The sequence below is a fragment of the Streptomyces sp. NPDC054932 genome, assembly GCF_053610205.1.
In genome coordinates this window covers 13,384-30,253 of record NZ_JBSGXU010000101.1, presented here as the reverse complement: position 1 = coordinate 30,253, position 16,870 = coordinate 13,384, and the positions used below count along the sequence as shown (strand labels likewise).

Sequence of the window (16,870 nt, the reverse complement as noted above, 5' to 3'; positions counted from 1 at the left end):
GCGCCGCCGCCGTGGCGGGCCATGCCGCCGTAGGTGTCGATGATGATCTTGCGGCCGGTGAGGCCGGCGTCGCCCATGGGGCCGCCGATCTCGAAGCGGCCGGTCGGGTTCACCAGCAGCCGGTAGCCGGCGGTGTCCAGCTTGATGCCGTCCTCCACCAGTCCGGCCAGCACGTACTCCACCACGTGCCGGCGTATGTCGGGGGTCAGCAGGGCGTCGAGGTCGATGGCGCTCGCGTGCTGCGTGGAGACCACCACCGTGTCCAGGCGGACCGGGGTGTCACCGTCGTACTCGATGGTCACCTGGGTCTTGCCGTCGGGACGCAGGTACGAGACCGTCCCGTCCTTGCGGACCTCGGTGAGCCGGCGCGACAGCCGGTGCGCCACCTCGATCGGCAGCGGCATCAGGTTCGGGGTCTCGTCGCAGGCGTAGCCGAACATCAGCCCCTGGTCGCCGGCGCCCTGCCGGTCCAGCTCGTCCTCCTCGCCCTCCACCCGGCTCTCGTAGGCGGTGTCGACGCCCTGGGCGATGTCCGGGGACTGCGCGCCGATGGAGACCGAGACGCCGCAGGAGGCGCCGTCGAATCCCTTCGCGGACGAGTCGTAGCCGATCTCCAGGACTGCCTCGCGCACCAGCGCGGGGATGTCGGCCCAGGCGGAAGTGGTCACCTCGCCGGCCACATGCACCTGGCCGGTGGTGATCAGGGTTTCCACCGCCACCCGGGACCGCGGGTCCTGGGCCAGCAGGGCGTCGAGGACGGTGTCGCTGATCCGGTCGGCGATCTTGTCGGGATGGCCCTCGGTCACCGATTCGGAGGTGAACAGACGTTGGGACACGGCGTGACGCTCCTTTCGTACGGACGTGCGTGGATGGGGACCGGCATGGGGACCGGCGGGACCGGCGCGGCCTGCGCCGGGCCGGGGCCTCCCCGGTGAGGAGGCCCCGGCGGGTGTCCGCGATCAGGACAGGCGGTGCACGGTGAACTCGACCGGCACGTCGAAGACGGGCCGGGTGGTGGAGAAGACCACCTCGTGGTCGAAGCCCTCGTCGGCCACGAGCTTCTCGAAGTACTCCACGTCACCCATGGTGCTGAAGAAGAGGATCATGCGGCCCTTCTCCGTCAGGTGGGCGCGGGCCTCGCGGAAGAAGCGGGTCAGCGCCTGGTAGCCGGCGTCGGTGCCCGCGACGTCCGCGTAGTCGGTGGCGGCGAACCACTGGAACGGCGGGTTGAAGACGATCAGGTCGAAGCGGCCGTCGACCGCGTTGAAGATGTCGCTCTCGCGCGACTCGACGCGGTCGGCGACCTGGTTCAGCTCCGCGTTGACACGGACGGCGGCCACGGCGTGCGGGTTGAGGTCCACCGCCAGGACATCGGCGCCCTTCTTGGCGGCTATCAGGGCCAGCGAACCGCTGCCCGTGCCCATGTCGAGGACGCGGTCACCCGGTTCGACCTCGGCGAAGACCGCGCCGCCGAGCATCGGGGACACGGGGCAGGGGGTCATGACCTGCGAGGGGACCCGCAGGGTGAGGCCCAGGAACGGGTGGGTCTGCTCGCCCTCCTCGCCGCCGCCCAGCGACGACATGACCTGGCGCAGTCCTTCGATCTCCTTCACCCGTTCCGAGGAGACGAGCGGACGGTAGGACTCGGCTGCGGACGTGGACTGGTGGTCGAGCTTCGTCATGATGTCGTATCCATTCGTGTGTCGTGACGCGAGGGAACGCGCTGGGTCGGTGGGGTGGTAGGGGTCTGTCAGACGGGCCGGGACCCGGCGCGGAGCCGGGCGTGCGCTGCGGCCAGCCGGCCGCCGACCTCGGCCGTGCTGATGAGCACGGCCATGTTGGCCTTGGACGAGCGGCCTTCCGTAGCCGCGTCCACCGCACGCATCAGGTACTTCGTGAGCGCCTGGCCCCGGACGCCGTCCCGGTCGGCGGCGGCCACGGCCTCGGTGATCGCGGCGTCGACCTCGTCGCTGTCGATCGCCTCCTCCGGCCGGACCGGCGTGGTGATCAGGAACGAGCTGTTGTTGCCCAGCGCCCAGTGGTTCTCGATCGACCGGGCGATCACCTCGTCGTCGTCCAGCCTCACCGGGCTGCGGAAGCCGCTGGACACGCAGTAGAAGGCGGGGAAGTCGTCCGACCGGTACGAGACCACCGGTACGCAATGGGTCTCCAGGTACTCCAGCGTCAGGCCGAGGTCCAGGATCTTCTTCCCGCCGGCGCACACCACCGCGACCTTGGAGCGCGTGAACTGGATCAGGTCGGAGGACACGTCCATGGTCGTGTCCGCGCCCCGGTGCACCCCGCCGATGCCGGCCGAGGAGAAGAACGCGATACCGGCGAGCTCGGCCGCCACCAGCGAGGAAGCGACCGTCAGTGCGCCCATCCGGCCCTGGGCGAGGACGACCGGCATGTCCCGGCTGCTGACCTTGGGGATGCCCGGCGTCGAGGCGAACCGGTCGATGTCGGCGTCGGTCATGCCGACCACGATCCTGCCGCTCTCCACGGCGATCGTGGCCGGGACCGAGCCGCCCGCGCGGACGGCCTCCTCGACCTTCCGGGCGGTCGCGGCGTTGTCCGGGTAGGGCAGGCCGTGGGTGATGACGTTGGACTCCAGTGCCACGACCGGGCGGCCTTCGTGCAGCGCGTCGGCCACCTCGGCACTGAAGACGAGCGGGATGTCCTTGTGGGGAACGGAGGTCGTAGTGGTCACAGCCGTCTCTTCAGTGGGTGTCGGGGCCGTAGTTCGGTACCTTGCCGAGGATGTGTCTGCGGTTGACGATCTCCGGGATGTAGACCTCGTCGTTCCAGAGCTCCTCCTCGATCGACTCGACCGCGATCGACACCACCCCCTCGTCGCAGCCGAAGGCGTCGGTGACCGCCTTGGTCACCGCCGACACCAGCTCCGACTGTTGCTCGTCGCTGAGTGCCATCGGAAAGTGCTTGATGTTGACGTGCGGCATGACGGTGTCCTTCCGGATGTTCAGGCGCCGGCGGATGGCCGTCGCGAGCTCGTCGATGTCCGGTGCCCTGAGCAGGGAATAGTGGTCGGCCTCCAACTCGACGACGGTCGGCGGGGCGGAGGAGTAGCCGCTGCTGCCGTCGAGGAACGAGTACTCGTCCCCCTGCGCCTTGAAGATGGTGATGGGCGCCGAGATCCGTCGTTCCCGCAGTTCGCGGAAGGTGTAGCTGAACTCGAAGGTCGTCCCGACGACCTGGACGATCCGGCGCACCAGGTCGATGTCGAGGTTCGGGAGGTTGTCGCTGATGAAACCGGCGAAACTCTCGTCGTCCTTGGCCGCGGCGAGGCACTTCTCCAGCAGGGGACTGCTGATCGTGCCCGTGAAGACCGACAGCAGGATCGCCACGTAGGCCCTGTTGGCGTAGGTGGCGACACGCTCCTCGCCCGCCGCGCCGTCCGTGCGGACCTTGGGTGAGCCGGGGGCGATCAGGAAGACGTGGTCGACGCTGTGGCCGGCCGCCTCCAGCTGGTACGCGGCCTCGAAGGCGACCCGGGCTCCGAAGGAGTACCCCCACACCGTGTAGGGCCCCTCCGGCTGCCGGCTCGTGATGGCCTTCACGTCCTCGGCCGCCATCTCCCGGATCGTCCTGTACGGCGCCTCGCCCGCGTTGATCCCGTGCGCCTGCACCCCGAAGAACGGCCGGTCCGTGCCCAGCCGCTCGCCCAGTAGCCGCAGGTTCATCGGGTAGCCGCCCAGACCGGGCCAGCAGTGGATGGGGCGTCCGGAGCCCTCCTGCTTCAAGGGGACCAGGCGCGAGGTTTCGCCCGTCGGCCCGCCGGCGATCCGGCGGGCCAGTCCCTCCACGGTCGGCGAGGTGAATATGGCCTCGAGCGGCAGGTCGGCCCCGAACGTCCGGTTGATCCGGTTGATCAGGCCGACGGCGAGCAGCGAGTTGCCGCCGCAGGCGAAGAAGTCGTCCTGCACGGAGACGCTCTCCTGCTTCATCGCCTGCTTCCACAGCGCGGCGACGCGGCGTTCGGTCTCGTCCCGGGGGGCCACGAAGGGACGGTCGGCCGCCCCCACGTCCACCTTGTCGGAGGCGGCGAGAGCCTTGAGGTCGATCTTGCCGTTGGCGGTGGTCGGCAGAGCGTCGAGGACGACCACCTTGTTCGGGATCATGTAGTCCGGCAGGTAGTTGACGAGGTCGTCGCGGATCAGTTCCGCCGGCCCCCGCATGTGGACCACGTCCTCCCGCATGCCTTCGTGCCGGCGCTGCTCCTGGCTCACCCGGCCGCCGACGGAGAAGTACGAGGCGCCGCCGGGCCGGCCGAGCTCGCGCAGGATGCCGTCCATCCGCCGGGCGGAGGGCAGGTCGTCGCCGCCCTGCGAGCTGTAGCCCGCGGACATGAAGCCGATGTCGAGGTCGTTCATCGACAGGCGCTGGAGCGTGCGGCCGAGGTCGATGTAGCGCCGCCACTCCTGCGGGCTGCGGCTGATCACCGAGACTCCGAAGCCCGCCCGGTCGTAGACCGCCTGGTTGATCGCGATGACCTGCTTGCGCAGGATCAGCTCGCGGGAGACGAGGCGCATCCGGCCGCCCTCCCAGAGGTACTGTCCGGACGGCCGGTCCAGCCCCCTGCCGGGATGGACCTGGACGTACAGGTCGACGTCCTCGTCCGTGCGGGGACCCCGGTAGGGCACCCAGTCGAAGGCTCCGAGGTAGTGGTCCTCGTCGGCGACCCGCAGCCCCGCCTTGGCCTCCGGGACGAACGGGGCGGCTTCGATGTCGAGGCCGTACAGGGGCAGGACCTCCTCGAGGAGTCCGACCATGTGGCCGGCCTCGATCTCCAGGACCTCCCTGATGTTCTTCTTGTAGACGGGCTCGATGGCACCGCGGCGGCCCAGGAAGTGGGCCCGGATCCGGGGACCGCCGGCCACGGCCTCCGTCTCGGGGGTCTCGGAGATCAGCACCAGCTGATGGTTGATCGGGTGGTGGTAGTGGATTCCCGAGCGGATTCCCGGGAAGCCGGTGATCTCCAGGTACAGCTGGGTGGCGTAGAGGGAACCGGGCGAGGCGTAGGCGTACTTGGGGAGCAGCCGCTCCGGGCTCAGGTGCTGCCCGAGGTTGCGCAGGATCGCGCCGAGTTCGCCGGTGTCCAGCTCCGCGAGCTCCCGCCCTCGCAGGGCTGTGGGCCGGCGGGACAGCAGCTTCAGCAGGTCGGCCTCCGACACCGGAGCGCCGCCCTCGTAGAAGCGGTAGGTCTTGCGGGCGAAGGCGAGGCCGCGCTGGGCCGGCGTGGCCGTCCGACCGGGCAGGTCGAGGACGGGCAGGCCGGCGAGCTCGGCGCCGGACCGGATGCCCGGGTTCGACAACTGGGCCTTGACCTGGAGCTTGCTCTCCTTGGACTGGTGGTGCGCGCCGTGGCTCCCCTGGTCCATCAGGGCGGCTTCCTTCGGGTCGAGTTCGACGCAGGCGATCAGGTTCTGGAAGCCTGTCCTCGGGTCGCCCTTGACCAGCACGGCCGCATGCCGGACCCAGTCGTGGGTCTCGATGGCGAGCCTGATCTCGTCGAGCTCCACACGGAACCCGCGCAGCTTGACCTGGTTGTCGGCGCGGCCGGTGAACTGGACGGTGCCGTCGGCGTTCCAGCAGGCCAGGTCCCCGGTCCGGAAGAGCCGCCCGGGACCGAACGGGTTGTCCGTGAAACGCTGCTCGGTCAGGTCGGGCCGGTGCAGGTAGCCGCGCCCGACCTGGACGCCGCCGATGTACAGCTCGCCGACCTCGCCCACTGCCAGTTCGGTGAGGTCGGGGCCGAGGATGTGGTACTCGGTGGAGTCGACCGGGGCGCCGATGGAGATCGAGTTGGGGCCGTCGCCGACGGTGGCCTCGGCGACGGTGAAGGACGACGAGTTGATCGTGCACTCGGTCGGCCCGTAGAGGTTGATCAGGTCGCACCCGGGGAGGGTCTCCAGGCAGGTGCGGGCCAGGGGCTTGGAGAGGGCCTCGCCGCCCGTGAAGATGTGCTCCAGCGAGACGCAGGAGTCGAACCCCTCCGTGTCCAGCAGCGCTTGGAGCAGGGTCGGGACGCACTGGAGGGTGGTCACGGCATGGGTCTTGATCGCGTGCACCAGCCGTTCGGCGTCCCGGTGGATGCCGGCGCCGCCGATCACGACGACGGCACCGATGGCCGGGGCGAGGATCTCCCACTGGGCGGCGTCGAAGCTGACCGGCGTCTTCTGCAGGATGACCCGGGTGCGGTCGATGCCGTGGGCGGTCCGCAGCCAGGACATCTGATGGGCGATGCTCCGGTGCTCGATCATGACGCCCTTGGGCCGGCCGGTGCTGCCCGAGGTGTAGATGACGTAGGCCAGTGAGTCGGGGGCGATGTCGACGTCGGCGCCGGGGGTGCTCCTGCAGGCGTCCTCGACCCGGACGATCACGGTGTCCGCAGGGGCCAGCGCGGCCAGGCGCTCGACGAGGTGGCCCTGGGCGACGATCACCTTCGCGCCCGAGTGCTCGATCATGTACCGCAGACGCTCTTCGGGGTACTCCGGCGCGAGCGGCAGGTAGGCGCCGCCCGCGAACAGGATGCCCCACACCCCGATCATCAGGTCGGCCGAGGGCTCGGTGAACAGCCCCACACACTGGTCGGCGGTCACGCCGAGGTCCCGTAGATGTCCGGCCAGTCCTCGGCTTCGCCCCACCAGTCCGGCGAAGGTCACGTGCTCGTCGCCGCTGATCACCGCCGTGTCGTCCGGGCGTTCGGCGGCTGTGTGCAGGAGCAGTTCGGGTAACGACAGGCGGGTGGCCGGGGTCCGGCCGGACGCGTCGGTGGTCATGTGAATCCCCCTGGGTGTGCGTATATGCCGTGTGGCGGGCGGGTTCCGGTGGTCACCCGCCCGTGACGGACACTCGGCCGGTGTGGGGACCAGCCGAATGTTCCGTGGCCGTGCCGAGGTGCCGACGGGTGGTCACCGGTCCGCGTCGGCGGTCCTGCCCCTTCGCAGGGCGTCGGCGACCTCGACCATGCGGCGGGTCTGGTAGGCGATGGCGGCGAGGTTGTCCTCGGTGACGTTCTCCGCCAGTCGGCCCGGAATCGCCTGCCGACCGGAGACGGAGCTGACGCCGTAGGGGTTGCCGTTGCTGGGAGCCGTCATGATGTCGTCGGTGATACCGGGCGGCACGATGATCCCGCCCCAGTGGTAGAAGACGGTGTTCAGCGACAGGATCGTCGCTTCCTGGCCGCCGTGCGGGGCGCCCGTCGAGGTGAACGACGACATGACCTTGCCCGACAGGCCACCGCGCGCGTTGAGGGGCCAGGCGAGATCGATGAAGTGCTTGAGCGGCGCAGCGATCATGCCGAACCGGCCTGGGCCGCCGAGCAGGATCGCGTCGGCCCAGTCGAGGTCATCGGCGGTGGCGGTGTGAATGTGCGCGATGGCCTCGGCGTTCTCGCTCCACGCCTCGGTCCACTCGGTGAACTCGGGTGCCAGGGAAGCCTCGACGTACTCGGGGACCCGGCGCAGCCGGACTTCGGCGCCGGTCTTGGCGGCAGCCTCCTCGGCGCCCACGGCGAGCTTGTGGATGTTGCCGGTGCCCGAGTAATAGACGATCGAGATCTTCGTCGTCGACGAGGATGTGTCGGCGGTGGACACGGGGAGTGCTCCTTAGTGTGATGGGCGAAGGGCCGGAGGGGCGGGTTCCAGTGGCGCGGAGCCCCGCCCGCTCCGACGGGCGGGCGCTCACGCCGGGGTGTCGGTCCCGAAGTAGCGGTCACCGAAATCACCGATGCCGGGAAGCATGAACGCGTGCTCGTTGAGGCGCTCCTCGATGGAGGAGGTCACGATCCGCACCCCGGGATGACGGTCGTGGACGACCTTGATCCCTTCGGGGGCGGAGAGCAGGTTCACGAAGACGATGTGCTCCTCGGGCACGCCGTGGTCGAGGAGCACGCCGATCGCGGCCAGCGCGGTGCCGCCGGTGGCGAGCATGGGGTCGAGGAGCAGCACGTGGCCCCGGTCGATCCCGGCGGGCAGCGCCGCGTAGTGCAGGTGCGGGAGTTTGGTGACCTTGTCCCGCTGGATCAGGATCTTGCCCAGGCGGGTCTCCGGCGCCATCACGCGCAGCTCGGACTCCATGCTGTCGCCGGCCCGGGCGATGGAGACGCCGTAGACCTGGGAAGCCAGGGAGAGGCCGTGGTAGGTCCGGCCGACCGGGGTGCGGACGTCACGGGGCTCGTAGGGGAGCAGGTCCAGCGCGGCGTCGAGGAGCCCGCGGATGATCCGGTTGGAAGCGGGGACGAAGTCCTCCCGCCTGGCCTCGCGGTCACGGACGACCGAGTGCAGTGCGCGCAGCCGGTTGGTCTGGGGCAGGAGGTGGGTCACGCCTCGGAGCGGCTCGGTTCGCGTGGTCATCGGGACTGGCTCCGCCCGTCCTCCTCGGCGACCCGGTCGAAGGCGGCGCGGGCCTCCTGCACGAAGGTGCGCACCTTCTGGCGGTCCTTGCGCCGGGTGGTGGGGTCCTCCAGGCCGGTGTGCGAATCCACGGCGGCGGGGCGGACGGCCTCGATGGCCGCCCCGACGTTCTCCGGGGTGAGCCCGCCGGCCAGCATCAGGGGCTTGGGGGAGATCCGGACGAGCTCGGCGCTGACGGCCCAGTCGTGGGTCAGCCCGGTCGCCCCCTTGGCTCCGGTGGCCGGGTTGAAGCTGTCGGTGATGAACATGTCGACCCACTCGGCAGAGGTCTCGACGACCTCGCGGAGCTCGTCGATGTTGTCCGTCTTCACCACGAGGCTCTTGAGGACGTAGAGGTCCGGGGCCAGGATGCGCAACCGGCGCAGCTCGGCGGGGAGCACGTCGCCGTGGAGCTGGATCGCGCCGACACCCATCTCGGCGCAGAAGGCGGCGATCTCGTCGGCATCGGTCAGGTAGGTGATGATGACGCCCTTGTTGTCGGGCTGGATCGCCTTGACGATGGCGGCGGCCTCGGCCTCCGACAGGTCCTCGTTCTTGGCGGGAAGGCGCAGGGCGAAGCCGAGCCAGTCCGCGCCCTCCTCGATGATGAGGTCGGCCTCGGACTGGTCGATGACGCCCGCAACCTGGATCAAGCCGTACATGTCTGCCTCCTTGGGCCGCGGCGGTCCGAGCCGGGGCCATCTGCACATGGGATTCGTCCGGTGACGACGGCGGTGGAACGGGGGACCGCCTCAGCGGGCGGCGGCGGCCCGGGCGAGCTCGGCGACGACGAGCCGCGCCACGGGGGCGGCGGAGGCGGGGTTCTGCCCCGTGATGACCCGGCCGTCGCTCTGCGTGTGGGGCTCGTACATGGGCGCCTTGGTGTGCAGCGCCCCGGTCTCCTTCAGCCGGTCCTCGAGGAGGAAGGGCATGACCTCGACGAGGCCCAGCGAGTTCTCCTCCTCGTTGCTGAAGGAGGCGACGCGCTTGCCGCGCACGAGGTGGGTGCCGTCCGGCAGGCGCAGGTCGACGAGGGCGGCCGGGCCGTGGCAGACGGCGGAGACGACCCCGCCGCGGCCGTGGATGTCCATGGCGATGCGGGCCAGGTCCGGGGAGTCGGGGAAGTCCCACATGGCTCCGTGGCCGCCGACGTAGAAGATCGCGGAGTACTCGTAGGGGTCGACGTCGGCCGCCCGGCGGGTCGCCACGAGCTTGCCCTTGACGGTCTCGTCGGCCAGGAAGCCGATGATCTCGGGGTCGTTCTCCTCGCCGTCGAAGACGACGGCCGGCGGCTCGCCGCCGAGCACGGAGACGAAGTCGACCTCGTGGCCGGCGCCGATGAAGACGTTGTAGGGGTGGGCCGCCTCGGAGACGCTGTAGCCCGTCCGGTTGCCGGTGTCCCCCAAGGTCTCGTGGCTGCTGACGGCAAGCAGGATCTTGGCCATGATTCCTCCTGGAATCGCTGCGGAGTGCGCTCCGCGGGTGGTTGGTCGGGCGCGGCCACGCGACCGCCGCATACGGCGGGGCCGCGCCCGGGATGGTGGTGAACAGCCGTTTCGGGTCGTGCTCGGCGGGCCTCAGGCCTTGTGGAGGAAGTCCTGGACCAACTTCACGAACTCGACCGGCTTCTCGAAGATCACCATGTGGCCGCTGTCGATCTCGGTGTAGGAGGAGTTCGGGATGGCGGCGGCCAGCTCACGGGAGTGCTCGGCCGGCACCGCGGCGTCCGGGTACGGGGCCAGGACGAGGGTCTCGGCCTGCACCTTCCCGACCAGGTCGCGGATGTCCACCTGGACGAGCAGCTCGAGCTGGCGGATACGGCCGCTCGAGGGGCTCAGCTCGGAGCCGAGGTTCTCCACGTCGCTCAGGCTGGGCTGGCTGCGGATGAAGCGCGGGCTGAAGGCGGTGGTGCTGAGCACGCGGCCGAAGGCGTGCGGGTCATGCTTCTGACTCAAGGTCAAACCGATCAGGTTCTGGATGTAGAGGTCGGACTTGACCAGGCCGCCGACGGGGATCAGGCGGCGGACAAGCTCGGGGTGGAGGGCGGCGGTGGCGGCGACGATGGCCCCACCGAGCGAGAACCCCACCAGGTCCACGGGGCCGAGGCCGGCGTGCTCGATCACGGCGGCGACCTCGTCGGCGAGCTGCTCGACGGTCAGCGGCGTGCCGTCGTCCTCAGCGGTCTCACTGCCGGACAGCTCGGGAAGGATGACGGTGTTGCGGCGGGCGAACTCCTCGACGAGGTGACCGAAGGTGACCTGGCCACCCTTGCCCACGCCGTGCACCAACAGCAGGGCCGGACCCTCGCCGGTCACGGTGTAGTGGATACGCGAGTTACCGACGGAGATCGTGGGCATGACAGATCGCCTCCTGTGACGACATCGAGAAGAATGCGCGGGTGCGCTAAATCGGAAAGCGGGACGGGAGCACGCACGGCAAATTCCGCCGGCCCCACCGAATTCAAGCGGACAGGGGCCGCCGCGTTCTGCCGGATGCAGATGTGCGGAAGTTTCGGCAACGCCGCCAGAATTTGCCGGAGGCGGTCGGACGGATAGCACGAGGAACGGAGGACCGTCGGCCACAACACTCGAGAGGATCCGGCGTTGTCGCACCTTCGGTGCGGAGCGCAGTGCGGTTGGTTCGCGGACACGATGCCCGGAGACCCAGGAGGAGGCACCCCCTGGCTCGCGCCACCTCCCCGAACCCCGAGGTGGGGGGCTGCAGTTCGACTTGACGATCACCCCCGGATCGCCTGAAGCTGAATTTATCTACTTCCGATGATCCAGTCAAGCGTTCCTGGATCGCTCGAGGATGGCCCGACACCTCACCGCCCCTCTCGGGAGATGTGCGGCGACCCCAAAAAAAGATGAGTAAACATGGAAAAACCATGACAAGCAGGGCGCGGGGTGGGCGACGTTCTCGGGAGCGGGCGGGACTCCGGTGCCGGATACGAGCTCATTCCGATATCTCGGATGCCAAGATTTCCCCCGGATGGGCACTAGAATCCCTTCAAACCCTCACCTTGTGGAGCATGCCTATGCCCGACCGTGTCTTCGACGGCGGAAAGTTGCGTGACCGCCGCGTCATCAAACGAATGTCGCAGGCCACTCTGGCCGAGGGGCTTCACGTGAAAGTGAATGCCGTCTACCGCTGGGAGAACAGCTTGGCAGCTCCTCCCCCGGAGCGATTGCCGGCGATCGCCGCATTCCTGGGCGCCGATCTGAATGAACTCTTTCCGCGCACCGAATCACCGAATCTCTCCGACCTGCGGTGCGACGCAGGGATGACCCAGTCGGACACGGCGTGCTACACCAACACCTCCTCCCCCATGCCGGTCAGGGCCGCCGAACAGGGCAAGCGGCCACTGTCCGACCAGGCGGTGACGGCGCTGGCCGCCGCCTACAACGTGACCCGCGCCGAACTGCTCGCCGCGCAGCGGCGTTCTTTCGGGCAGCCCGAAGCGCCGGAGGAGGCGCCGTCGGCCGCCGGCGCCCGCGTGGCCCGCAAGTTGGAGTCGCTGCGCACCGAGGTCTACGGAGGGGTGGCACCCTCGGACGCGCACCTCGCGTCCGAGGGGAACCGGAAGAGCGGCGGGGCGGTGCTCACCGAGGCGACGGTCCGGGCACTGCGGGCCGGCGAGGTCGCCGAACCGGAGGAGGGCACCCTCGACGCCCTGGCGCTCGCCTTCGACGTGCCGCCGGTCTACTTCCGGCAGGACGATCCGGAGGTCGACGCCTTGATCCTCTCAACCCTGGCCATGCGCAACAGGTTCACCGTGATGGTCGCGCGGGGTGCGGGCCAGGACATGCCCAAGGAGTCCTGGGACCAGCTCCGCGACTTCATCGGTGAGACGATGGGAGAGATCTTGGCCGATGACGAGAAGGGGCACTCGGCGTAACCGGTCCGGTCGGCGACTGCCGGGCTTCACAGCCGGGCGGGGGCTCCGCCACGGTGCGGGACGTCGCGCGGTGACCGGCCCTCACCGGCGGCCCGGCGCGTGCCCCTCTGACCGATGAGCCGCGCCACAGTGTCGGCGCGCAGTTCGATGAGCGCGTCGTGGTCCGGGAGCCCGGTCGTCGAGAGCCCTCCGCCGGGCATCGCCCCTGGCGCCGGCAAGGTGTCGGGGGATCTGACCGTGCGGGTGTTGTCCCCGGCCCAGAGGTGCACCAACTGGTGCATCTTCAGGGCGAGTTCATGGGGCGGCGAGCATCCCTTGTGGTGGAGGATCAGGTCGACCGGACGCGTGTCGTGCTTGACCAGGAGGCCGCACACGCCGTCGAGTCCGGTCAGGTGGTCGGGGATCGGCTTCATGACGATCTGCCGACCGCTGGCCTCCGCGATGTTCCCGACCAGCTGATCGAAGTCGAAGGGGTCCGGGAGAGGCATGGAGGCGATCAGGCGCGCGCTCTCCCGTTCGGCCTGAAAGTGCAGTCGGTAGGCGCGTAGATGGCGGCGCAATCCCGAGAGGATTCCGGATTCGCGGCAGGAGATCCGAATCATTCCGTGGATCCCGCCCCGCCGGGTTGCCGCCGACCGGCGGTACCTCTTTCCGGTTCCTGACGCCAGGTTTGTGAGCGGCCCACCTTGAGCATTGCGTATTCCCCCTTGTGTGCATGGCTGCTCGCGGCCCCGCATGGGCACGCGAGCGTTGTTTCGCTAACTTGTCAACGTGCCGAAAGCCTCCATTTGTCGCATGTGTCGGCAAAGTGGGTGTGATTCCGGATGAACCGTGTACGTGGATTTCCGGCCCGCTGAAGGCGGACACGTTCGAAGCCCGGCTCGCGAATTCGATCGCGGACATGCGATGAGCACGGCGTGATGGCTGATACTTTCTCCACCGCTGCAGCTCATCACCGATTCTTCAGGCTGCGAAGTTTGCTCCTGCGCCCGGAACATCGGTCCGGAAGCCCCCGTATCTCGCGCCTGCCGGGCGCGAGGTGTTTCAGGCCGGCATGGCGACCAAGGCGTGACGATGACCTCGTTTACGCATATCTTATATCGCCCCCCCGTGGGCGTGCCGGCCGACCTCAGTCGCACGTACCGAGGCTTGAACTTGCCGCAGCCACAATAAATGTCAGACATCCAGAGTGGTGAGATGTTCCAAATTCTGGCCGAAATTGAGTAGGTATCGAGCAGCGAAGTTCGGCGTCGGGCTAATGGCCCTGTCCCCGTGTCGGCCGTCACGGTCATGTGCCGGTCATGTGCCGGTCATGTGGCCGTCCGGACGTCCGGCACAGCCGTGGGTGTGACGGACTCACCCTCACCGCCGACCGCACCGCCGTGGGACGGTTCCCGGGCCGCGCCGGCGGGAGCCACCGGCTCCGGGCGGGAGTAGTAGCTGCAGACAGCCACACCCACGACCACCAGGAGGCATCCGGCGCACTGCTGCGGGGACAGTGTCTGCCCGAGCCACACATAGGCGATGGCACTGGTGGCCACGATCTCGAAGGTGCTGAGCATTCCGACCCGCTCCGGACCGGTGCGGCGCAGCGCCGCGAGGATCAGGGCGAACGGAATGGCCATGCCGATCACCCCGATCAGGACCAGTGGCACCAGGTTCGACGGCTGCCACGCCGCGGATGCGATCTGCCAGGGCGGCTGGACGAACGTCCAGGCGACGGCCGCGACCAGAGCCCCGTACGTGGTGGAGGTCGCGGCCGGCACCGTCTTCCCGACCTGCCTTCCGCAATGCAGGTACACGATGTACGAGGCGGTGGTCGCCAGGCCGAAGAGGAGACCGACGGAGTCCAGGGCGCCCAGCTCGGAGCCGCTGACGCCCACCATCAGGACGACGCCCCCGAGCGTGAGGGCGAGCGCCACCGGGACGTTCAACGGGGGCCGCCGGCGCCGGCGTACGGCGTCGGCGAGGGTGAGCCAGGCCGCGGCGCTGAACTGAAGCACGAGAGCGACGGCCAGGGGGAGCCGGGCGATGGCCATGGAGTAGCAGTAGATGACCAGGGCCAGGGACAGCCCGAAGCCGATGAGCCCGGGCACCTCACGCCGTCCGACCCTGAGCAGGTCGCGCCGGAAGACGGCCAGGGCCACGCCCATGCTCAGGAAACCGAAGAACATCCGGAACTGGGTCAGCGTGATCTCGGTGATCCCGTGATCGATGAGGACCCTCGACTCGGTGCCCACCAGCCCGAACAGCGTGCAGGCGGTCAGCACCATCAGATAACCCGGCGCGCCGCCGGGGGACTTCGCCTTGCTCACAAGGACTCACCTCGTAGTTGATGGAGCTTCTCAGCTCCAGTACGTCAGGGGGTGCTCGGTGCCGCGTACGCCGATGAAGAAGCTGGCGGCGACCCGGTCGCGGCCCTGCGATGCCCGTACGGCGTGGATGCGTGAGGCATGGAAGAGGATGAGCATGCCGTCCCTGGGGCGCAGCACCACGGACGGGGCGGGTATGCGCTCGCGGTCCAGGCCGTAGCTGTCGGGGGTCGCCCGGTGCTCGTCGTACTGGGAGTGGTCGAAGCCGCCGGACCACAGCTCGAGTTCGCCGCCCGAGTCGGGGGTCTGCAGATAGAGGTTGGCGGTGAGCTGGCCGATCATGGATGCCGTGCCGTCCGAGCGGCCGGTGCCGCGCAGGTCCTGCAGCTCCCAGGGCAGGAAGTCCTGGTGCGGTATGGCGCCCCGGCCCTCGGGGAAGACGCGTGCCTGCCCGACGAAGAGGCGGTGGCCGTCGAGGTACTCCATGTTCGCGCCGGCCGGCCACGCCTCCTGGAGTTCGAGGCGGAGGCGGTCGACCGGGGAGAGGTAGGGCGCCCAGTTCTCGCGCAGTGACTGGATCGCGGGGATGGCCTCGGCGAAGTAGCGTTCCTCGCGCTCGGGGGTGGAGAGCCCCTCATAGGTGTTCAGGCCCCATTTGTGGACGCCGGGAACGTTCTCGTACTCGCCGTACCGGCTGTCCTCCAGCAGCGTCTTCGCTGCCTCCCGGCTGAGGTCCGGCGGGCAGTAGTCGGGTACGACGATGGCAATGGCGTCGCCGGTGGCGAGCGCGAGCAGGTCGGTTTCGGTGACACGGTCGCTCTCGATGACGCGTGTGCCGGTCAGCTCGCCGAAAGCCGGGGCGAGTGGTGTTGTCTGAATCAAGGTGTGCTCCCGAGCCGGATCGATGACTGAAATGGATGGATGTGTCCTTGCGGTGGGGCGGGCCGGTGAAGCGGTGGGCCGGGTCGGGCCAACGGTCACGGCCGTGGCCGGTGGGCGGCGCCGATCGGGCAAGGCCTCAACTCCTCACTTCCCGGGGTCCCTCGCGATCCACCAGGGCGGCTCGGAAGCCGTCCCGCATGGCCCGGCGGCTGAGCACGCCGACGGGGAGCGCGGAGAGCAGGAACAGAGCCGCGAGGGCGATCCACCCCGTGATGCTCAAGCCGGTGACCAGGGAAGTGACCAGGGCCGGGCCCATCGCGATGGCCGCGGCTTCGGTGCTGGCGGTGACGCCCTGGTACTGGCCCTCGGCGTCCTTGGCCATGAGGCCGAGGGACAGCCCCCAGCGCGAGGAGACGTAGTAGAGCTCGCCCACGATGTGGGCACCCATTCCCGCGATGACCACCACTGTCGCGAGCAGCGGGGACCGGGGCCAGGCGGCGGCGGCGAAGATGACGCAGCAGCCGGCCAGGGCGACAGCGGAGATCCGGCTGGACCGCACGGCCTCGGCGACCTGCACCGACTGCCGGCTGACCCTGACCTGGAAGACGGCGATGGCGGCGGAGCTGATGACGACCGCGAGACCCGCCGTCCACAGCGGAGCGCGGGTGTCCTGTGCGATCCACAGCGGGAGGCCGCTGGCCAGCAGCGCCCAGCACAGGGACAACAGCGCCGTACTGCTCATGATCGCTACGTAGGGCAGATCGCGCAGCGCCTGTGTTCCGGAGGGCCGCCGCTCGCGCGGCACGGCCGTGACGGACGGGACGAGCATCGTCAACGCCGCGGTGAGAACGAGGGTGAGAGCGTTGACCAGTACGGCGGCCACGAACACCGCCCGGCTGTTGCCGGCCAGGACCAGAGTGGCGGCGCCGGCTCCCGCGGCGTAGGCGATGTGCTGGACGACTCGGCCCTGGGCCAGCACCTCGAGCTGACTGTCGGGCGGCATCAGCCGGTAGACCAGGGTGATGCGCACCCCGGACCCGGAGCTCTGTACGGCCGAGAAGAAGGAGGTCACGAGGAGCAGGGACCAGAATCCGCCCACGAACACATAGGCGACCATGGCGAGTCCGCGCAGCAGGGTGACGGTCGCCAACACCTCGCGTGGGCCGTGCCGTTCGGCCAGCACGCCGATCGGCACTGCGGCGAGCAGACCGATGACACCTCCGATCCCCATGGACAGTCCCATGTCACTGGCCGGAATGTGTCTGATCTCGGTCAGGTAGATGGCCCAGATGCTGAACCACAGACCGTCACCGAACCCGTTCACGCCCTGACCGGCCAGCAGCCGTCGCACCATGCGTCGCTTT

General features: G+C 69.2%; 14 protein-coding genes. 1 reads left to right on the top strand and 13 read right to left on the bottom strand.

What is annotated here, in order from left to right:
• The 9 genes from metK to ACWGE1_RS24775 all read right to left on the bottom strand — a co-directional run.
• A partial coding sequence (gene metK / locus ACWGE1_RS24815; RefSeq protein WP_453422687.1) for a methionine adenosyltransferase occupies positions 1–836 on the bottom strand: 836 nt, incomplete at its 3' end.
• Positions 837–959: 123 nt separating this feature from the next.
• Complete coding sequence (locus ACWGE1_RS24810) at positions 960–1,682, bottom strand: HemK2/MTQ2 family protein methyltransferase (protein ID WP_453422686.1); 723 nt, start codon at positions 1,680–1,682, stop codon at positions 960–962.
• Between the two features lie 68 nt (positions 1,683–1,750).
• The gene (locus ACWGE1_RS24805; protein ID WP_453422685.1) at positions 1,751–2,710 is read right to left on the bottom strand and encodes a pseudouridine-5'-phosphate glycosidase; all 960 of its coding nucleotides are present in this window, start codon (positions 2,708–2,710) and stop codon (positions 1,751–1,753) included.
• A 10-nt stretch (positions 2,711–2,720) separates the two neighbouring features.
• Positions 2,721–6,800, bottom strand: coding sequence for an amino acid adenylation domain-containing protein (locus tag ACWGE1_RS24800; RefSeq protein WP_453422684.1), 4,080 nt, complete (start codon positions 6,798–6,800; stop codon positions 2,721–2,723).
• A 132-nt stretch (positions 6,801–6,932) separates the two neighbouring features.
• Positions 6,933–7,616, bottom strand: coding sequence for an NAD(P)H-dependent oxidoreductase (locus tag ACWGE1_RS24795; protein ID WP_453422683.1), 684 nt, complete (start codon positions 7,614–7,616; stop codon positions 6,933–6,935).
• 87 nt (positions 7,617–7,703) lie between these two features.
• On the bottom strand, positions 7,704–8,375 hold the full coding sequence (upp, locus tag ACWGE1_RS24790) for a uracil phosphoribosyltransferase (protein WP_453422682.1): 672 nt from the start codon (positions 8,373–8,375) through the stop codon (positions 7,704–7,706).
• Positions 8,372–9,076, bottom strand: a complete 705-nt coding sequence (locus ACWGE1_RS24785) for a phosphoribosylanthranilate isomerase (protein ID WP_453422681.1) — start codon at positions 9,074–9,076, stop codon at positions 8,372–8,374. Before ACWGE1_RS24785 ends, upp begins: the two co-directional genes overlap by 4 nt.
• Before the next feature lie 90 nt (positions 9,077–9,166).
• Entirely contained in the window at positions 9,167–9,859 is a 693-nt protein-coding gene (locus ACWGE1_RS24780; RefSeq protein ID WP_453422680.1) for a type 1 glutamine amidotransferase domain-containing protein, read from the bottom strand.
• 132 nt (positions 9,860–9,991) lie between these two features.
• Entirely contained in the window at positions 9,992–10,771 is a 780-nt protein-coding gene (locus tag ACWGE1_RS24775; RefSeq protein ID WP_453422679.1) for an alpha/beta fold hydrolase, read from the bottom strand.
• A 680-nt stretch (positions 10,772–11,451) separates the two neighbouring features.
• Here ACWGE1_RS24775 and ACWGE1_RS24770 point away from each other — a divergent pair.
• Positions 11,452–12,312 (top strand): helix-turn-helix domain-containing protein, encoded by an 861-nt coding sequence (locus ACWGE1_RS24770; RefSeq protein WP_453422678.1) that lies wholly within the window; start codon positions 11,452–11,454, stop codon positions 12,310–12,312.
• A gap of 26 nt (positions 12,313–12,338) precedes the next feature.
• Here the strand turns inward: ACWGE1_RS24770 and ACWGE1_RS24765 are convergent, their stop codons facing one another.
• The 4 genes from ACWGE1_RS24765 to ACWGE1_RS24750 all read right to left on the bottom strand — a co-directional run bounded on the left by ACWGE1_RS24765 (position 12,339) and on the right by ACWGE1_RS24750 (position 16,860).
• Positions 12,339–12,800, bottom strand: coding sequence for a hypothetical protein (locus ACWGE1_RS24765; RefSeq protein WP_453422677.1), 462 nt, complete (start codon positions 12,798–12,800; stop codon positions 12,339–12,341).
• A gap of 822 nt (positions 12,801–13,622) precedes the next feature.
• Positions 13,623–14,627, bottom strand: a complete 1,005-nt coding sequence (locus ACWGE1_RS24760; protein WP_453422676.1) for an EamA family transporter — start codon at positions 14,625–14,627, stop codon at positions 13,623–13,625.
• A gap of 30 nt (positions 14,628–14,657) precedes the next feature.
• Entirely contained in the window at positions 14,658–15,506 is an 849-nt protein-coding gene (locus tag ACWGE1_RS24755) for a 2OG-Fe(II) oxygenase (RefSeq protein ID WP_453422675.1), read from the bottom strand.
• Positions 15,507–15,642: 136 nt separating this feature from the next.
• A complete protein-coding gene (locus ACWGE1_RS24750) occupies positions 15,643–16,860 on the bottom strand; it encodes an MFS transporter (RefSeq protein ID WP_453422674.1) in 1,218 nt (405 codons plus the stop codon).
• Between the last annotated feature and the right edge of the window lie 10 nt (positions 16,861–16,870).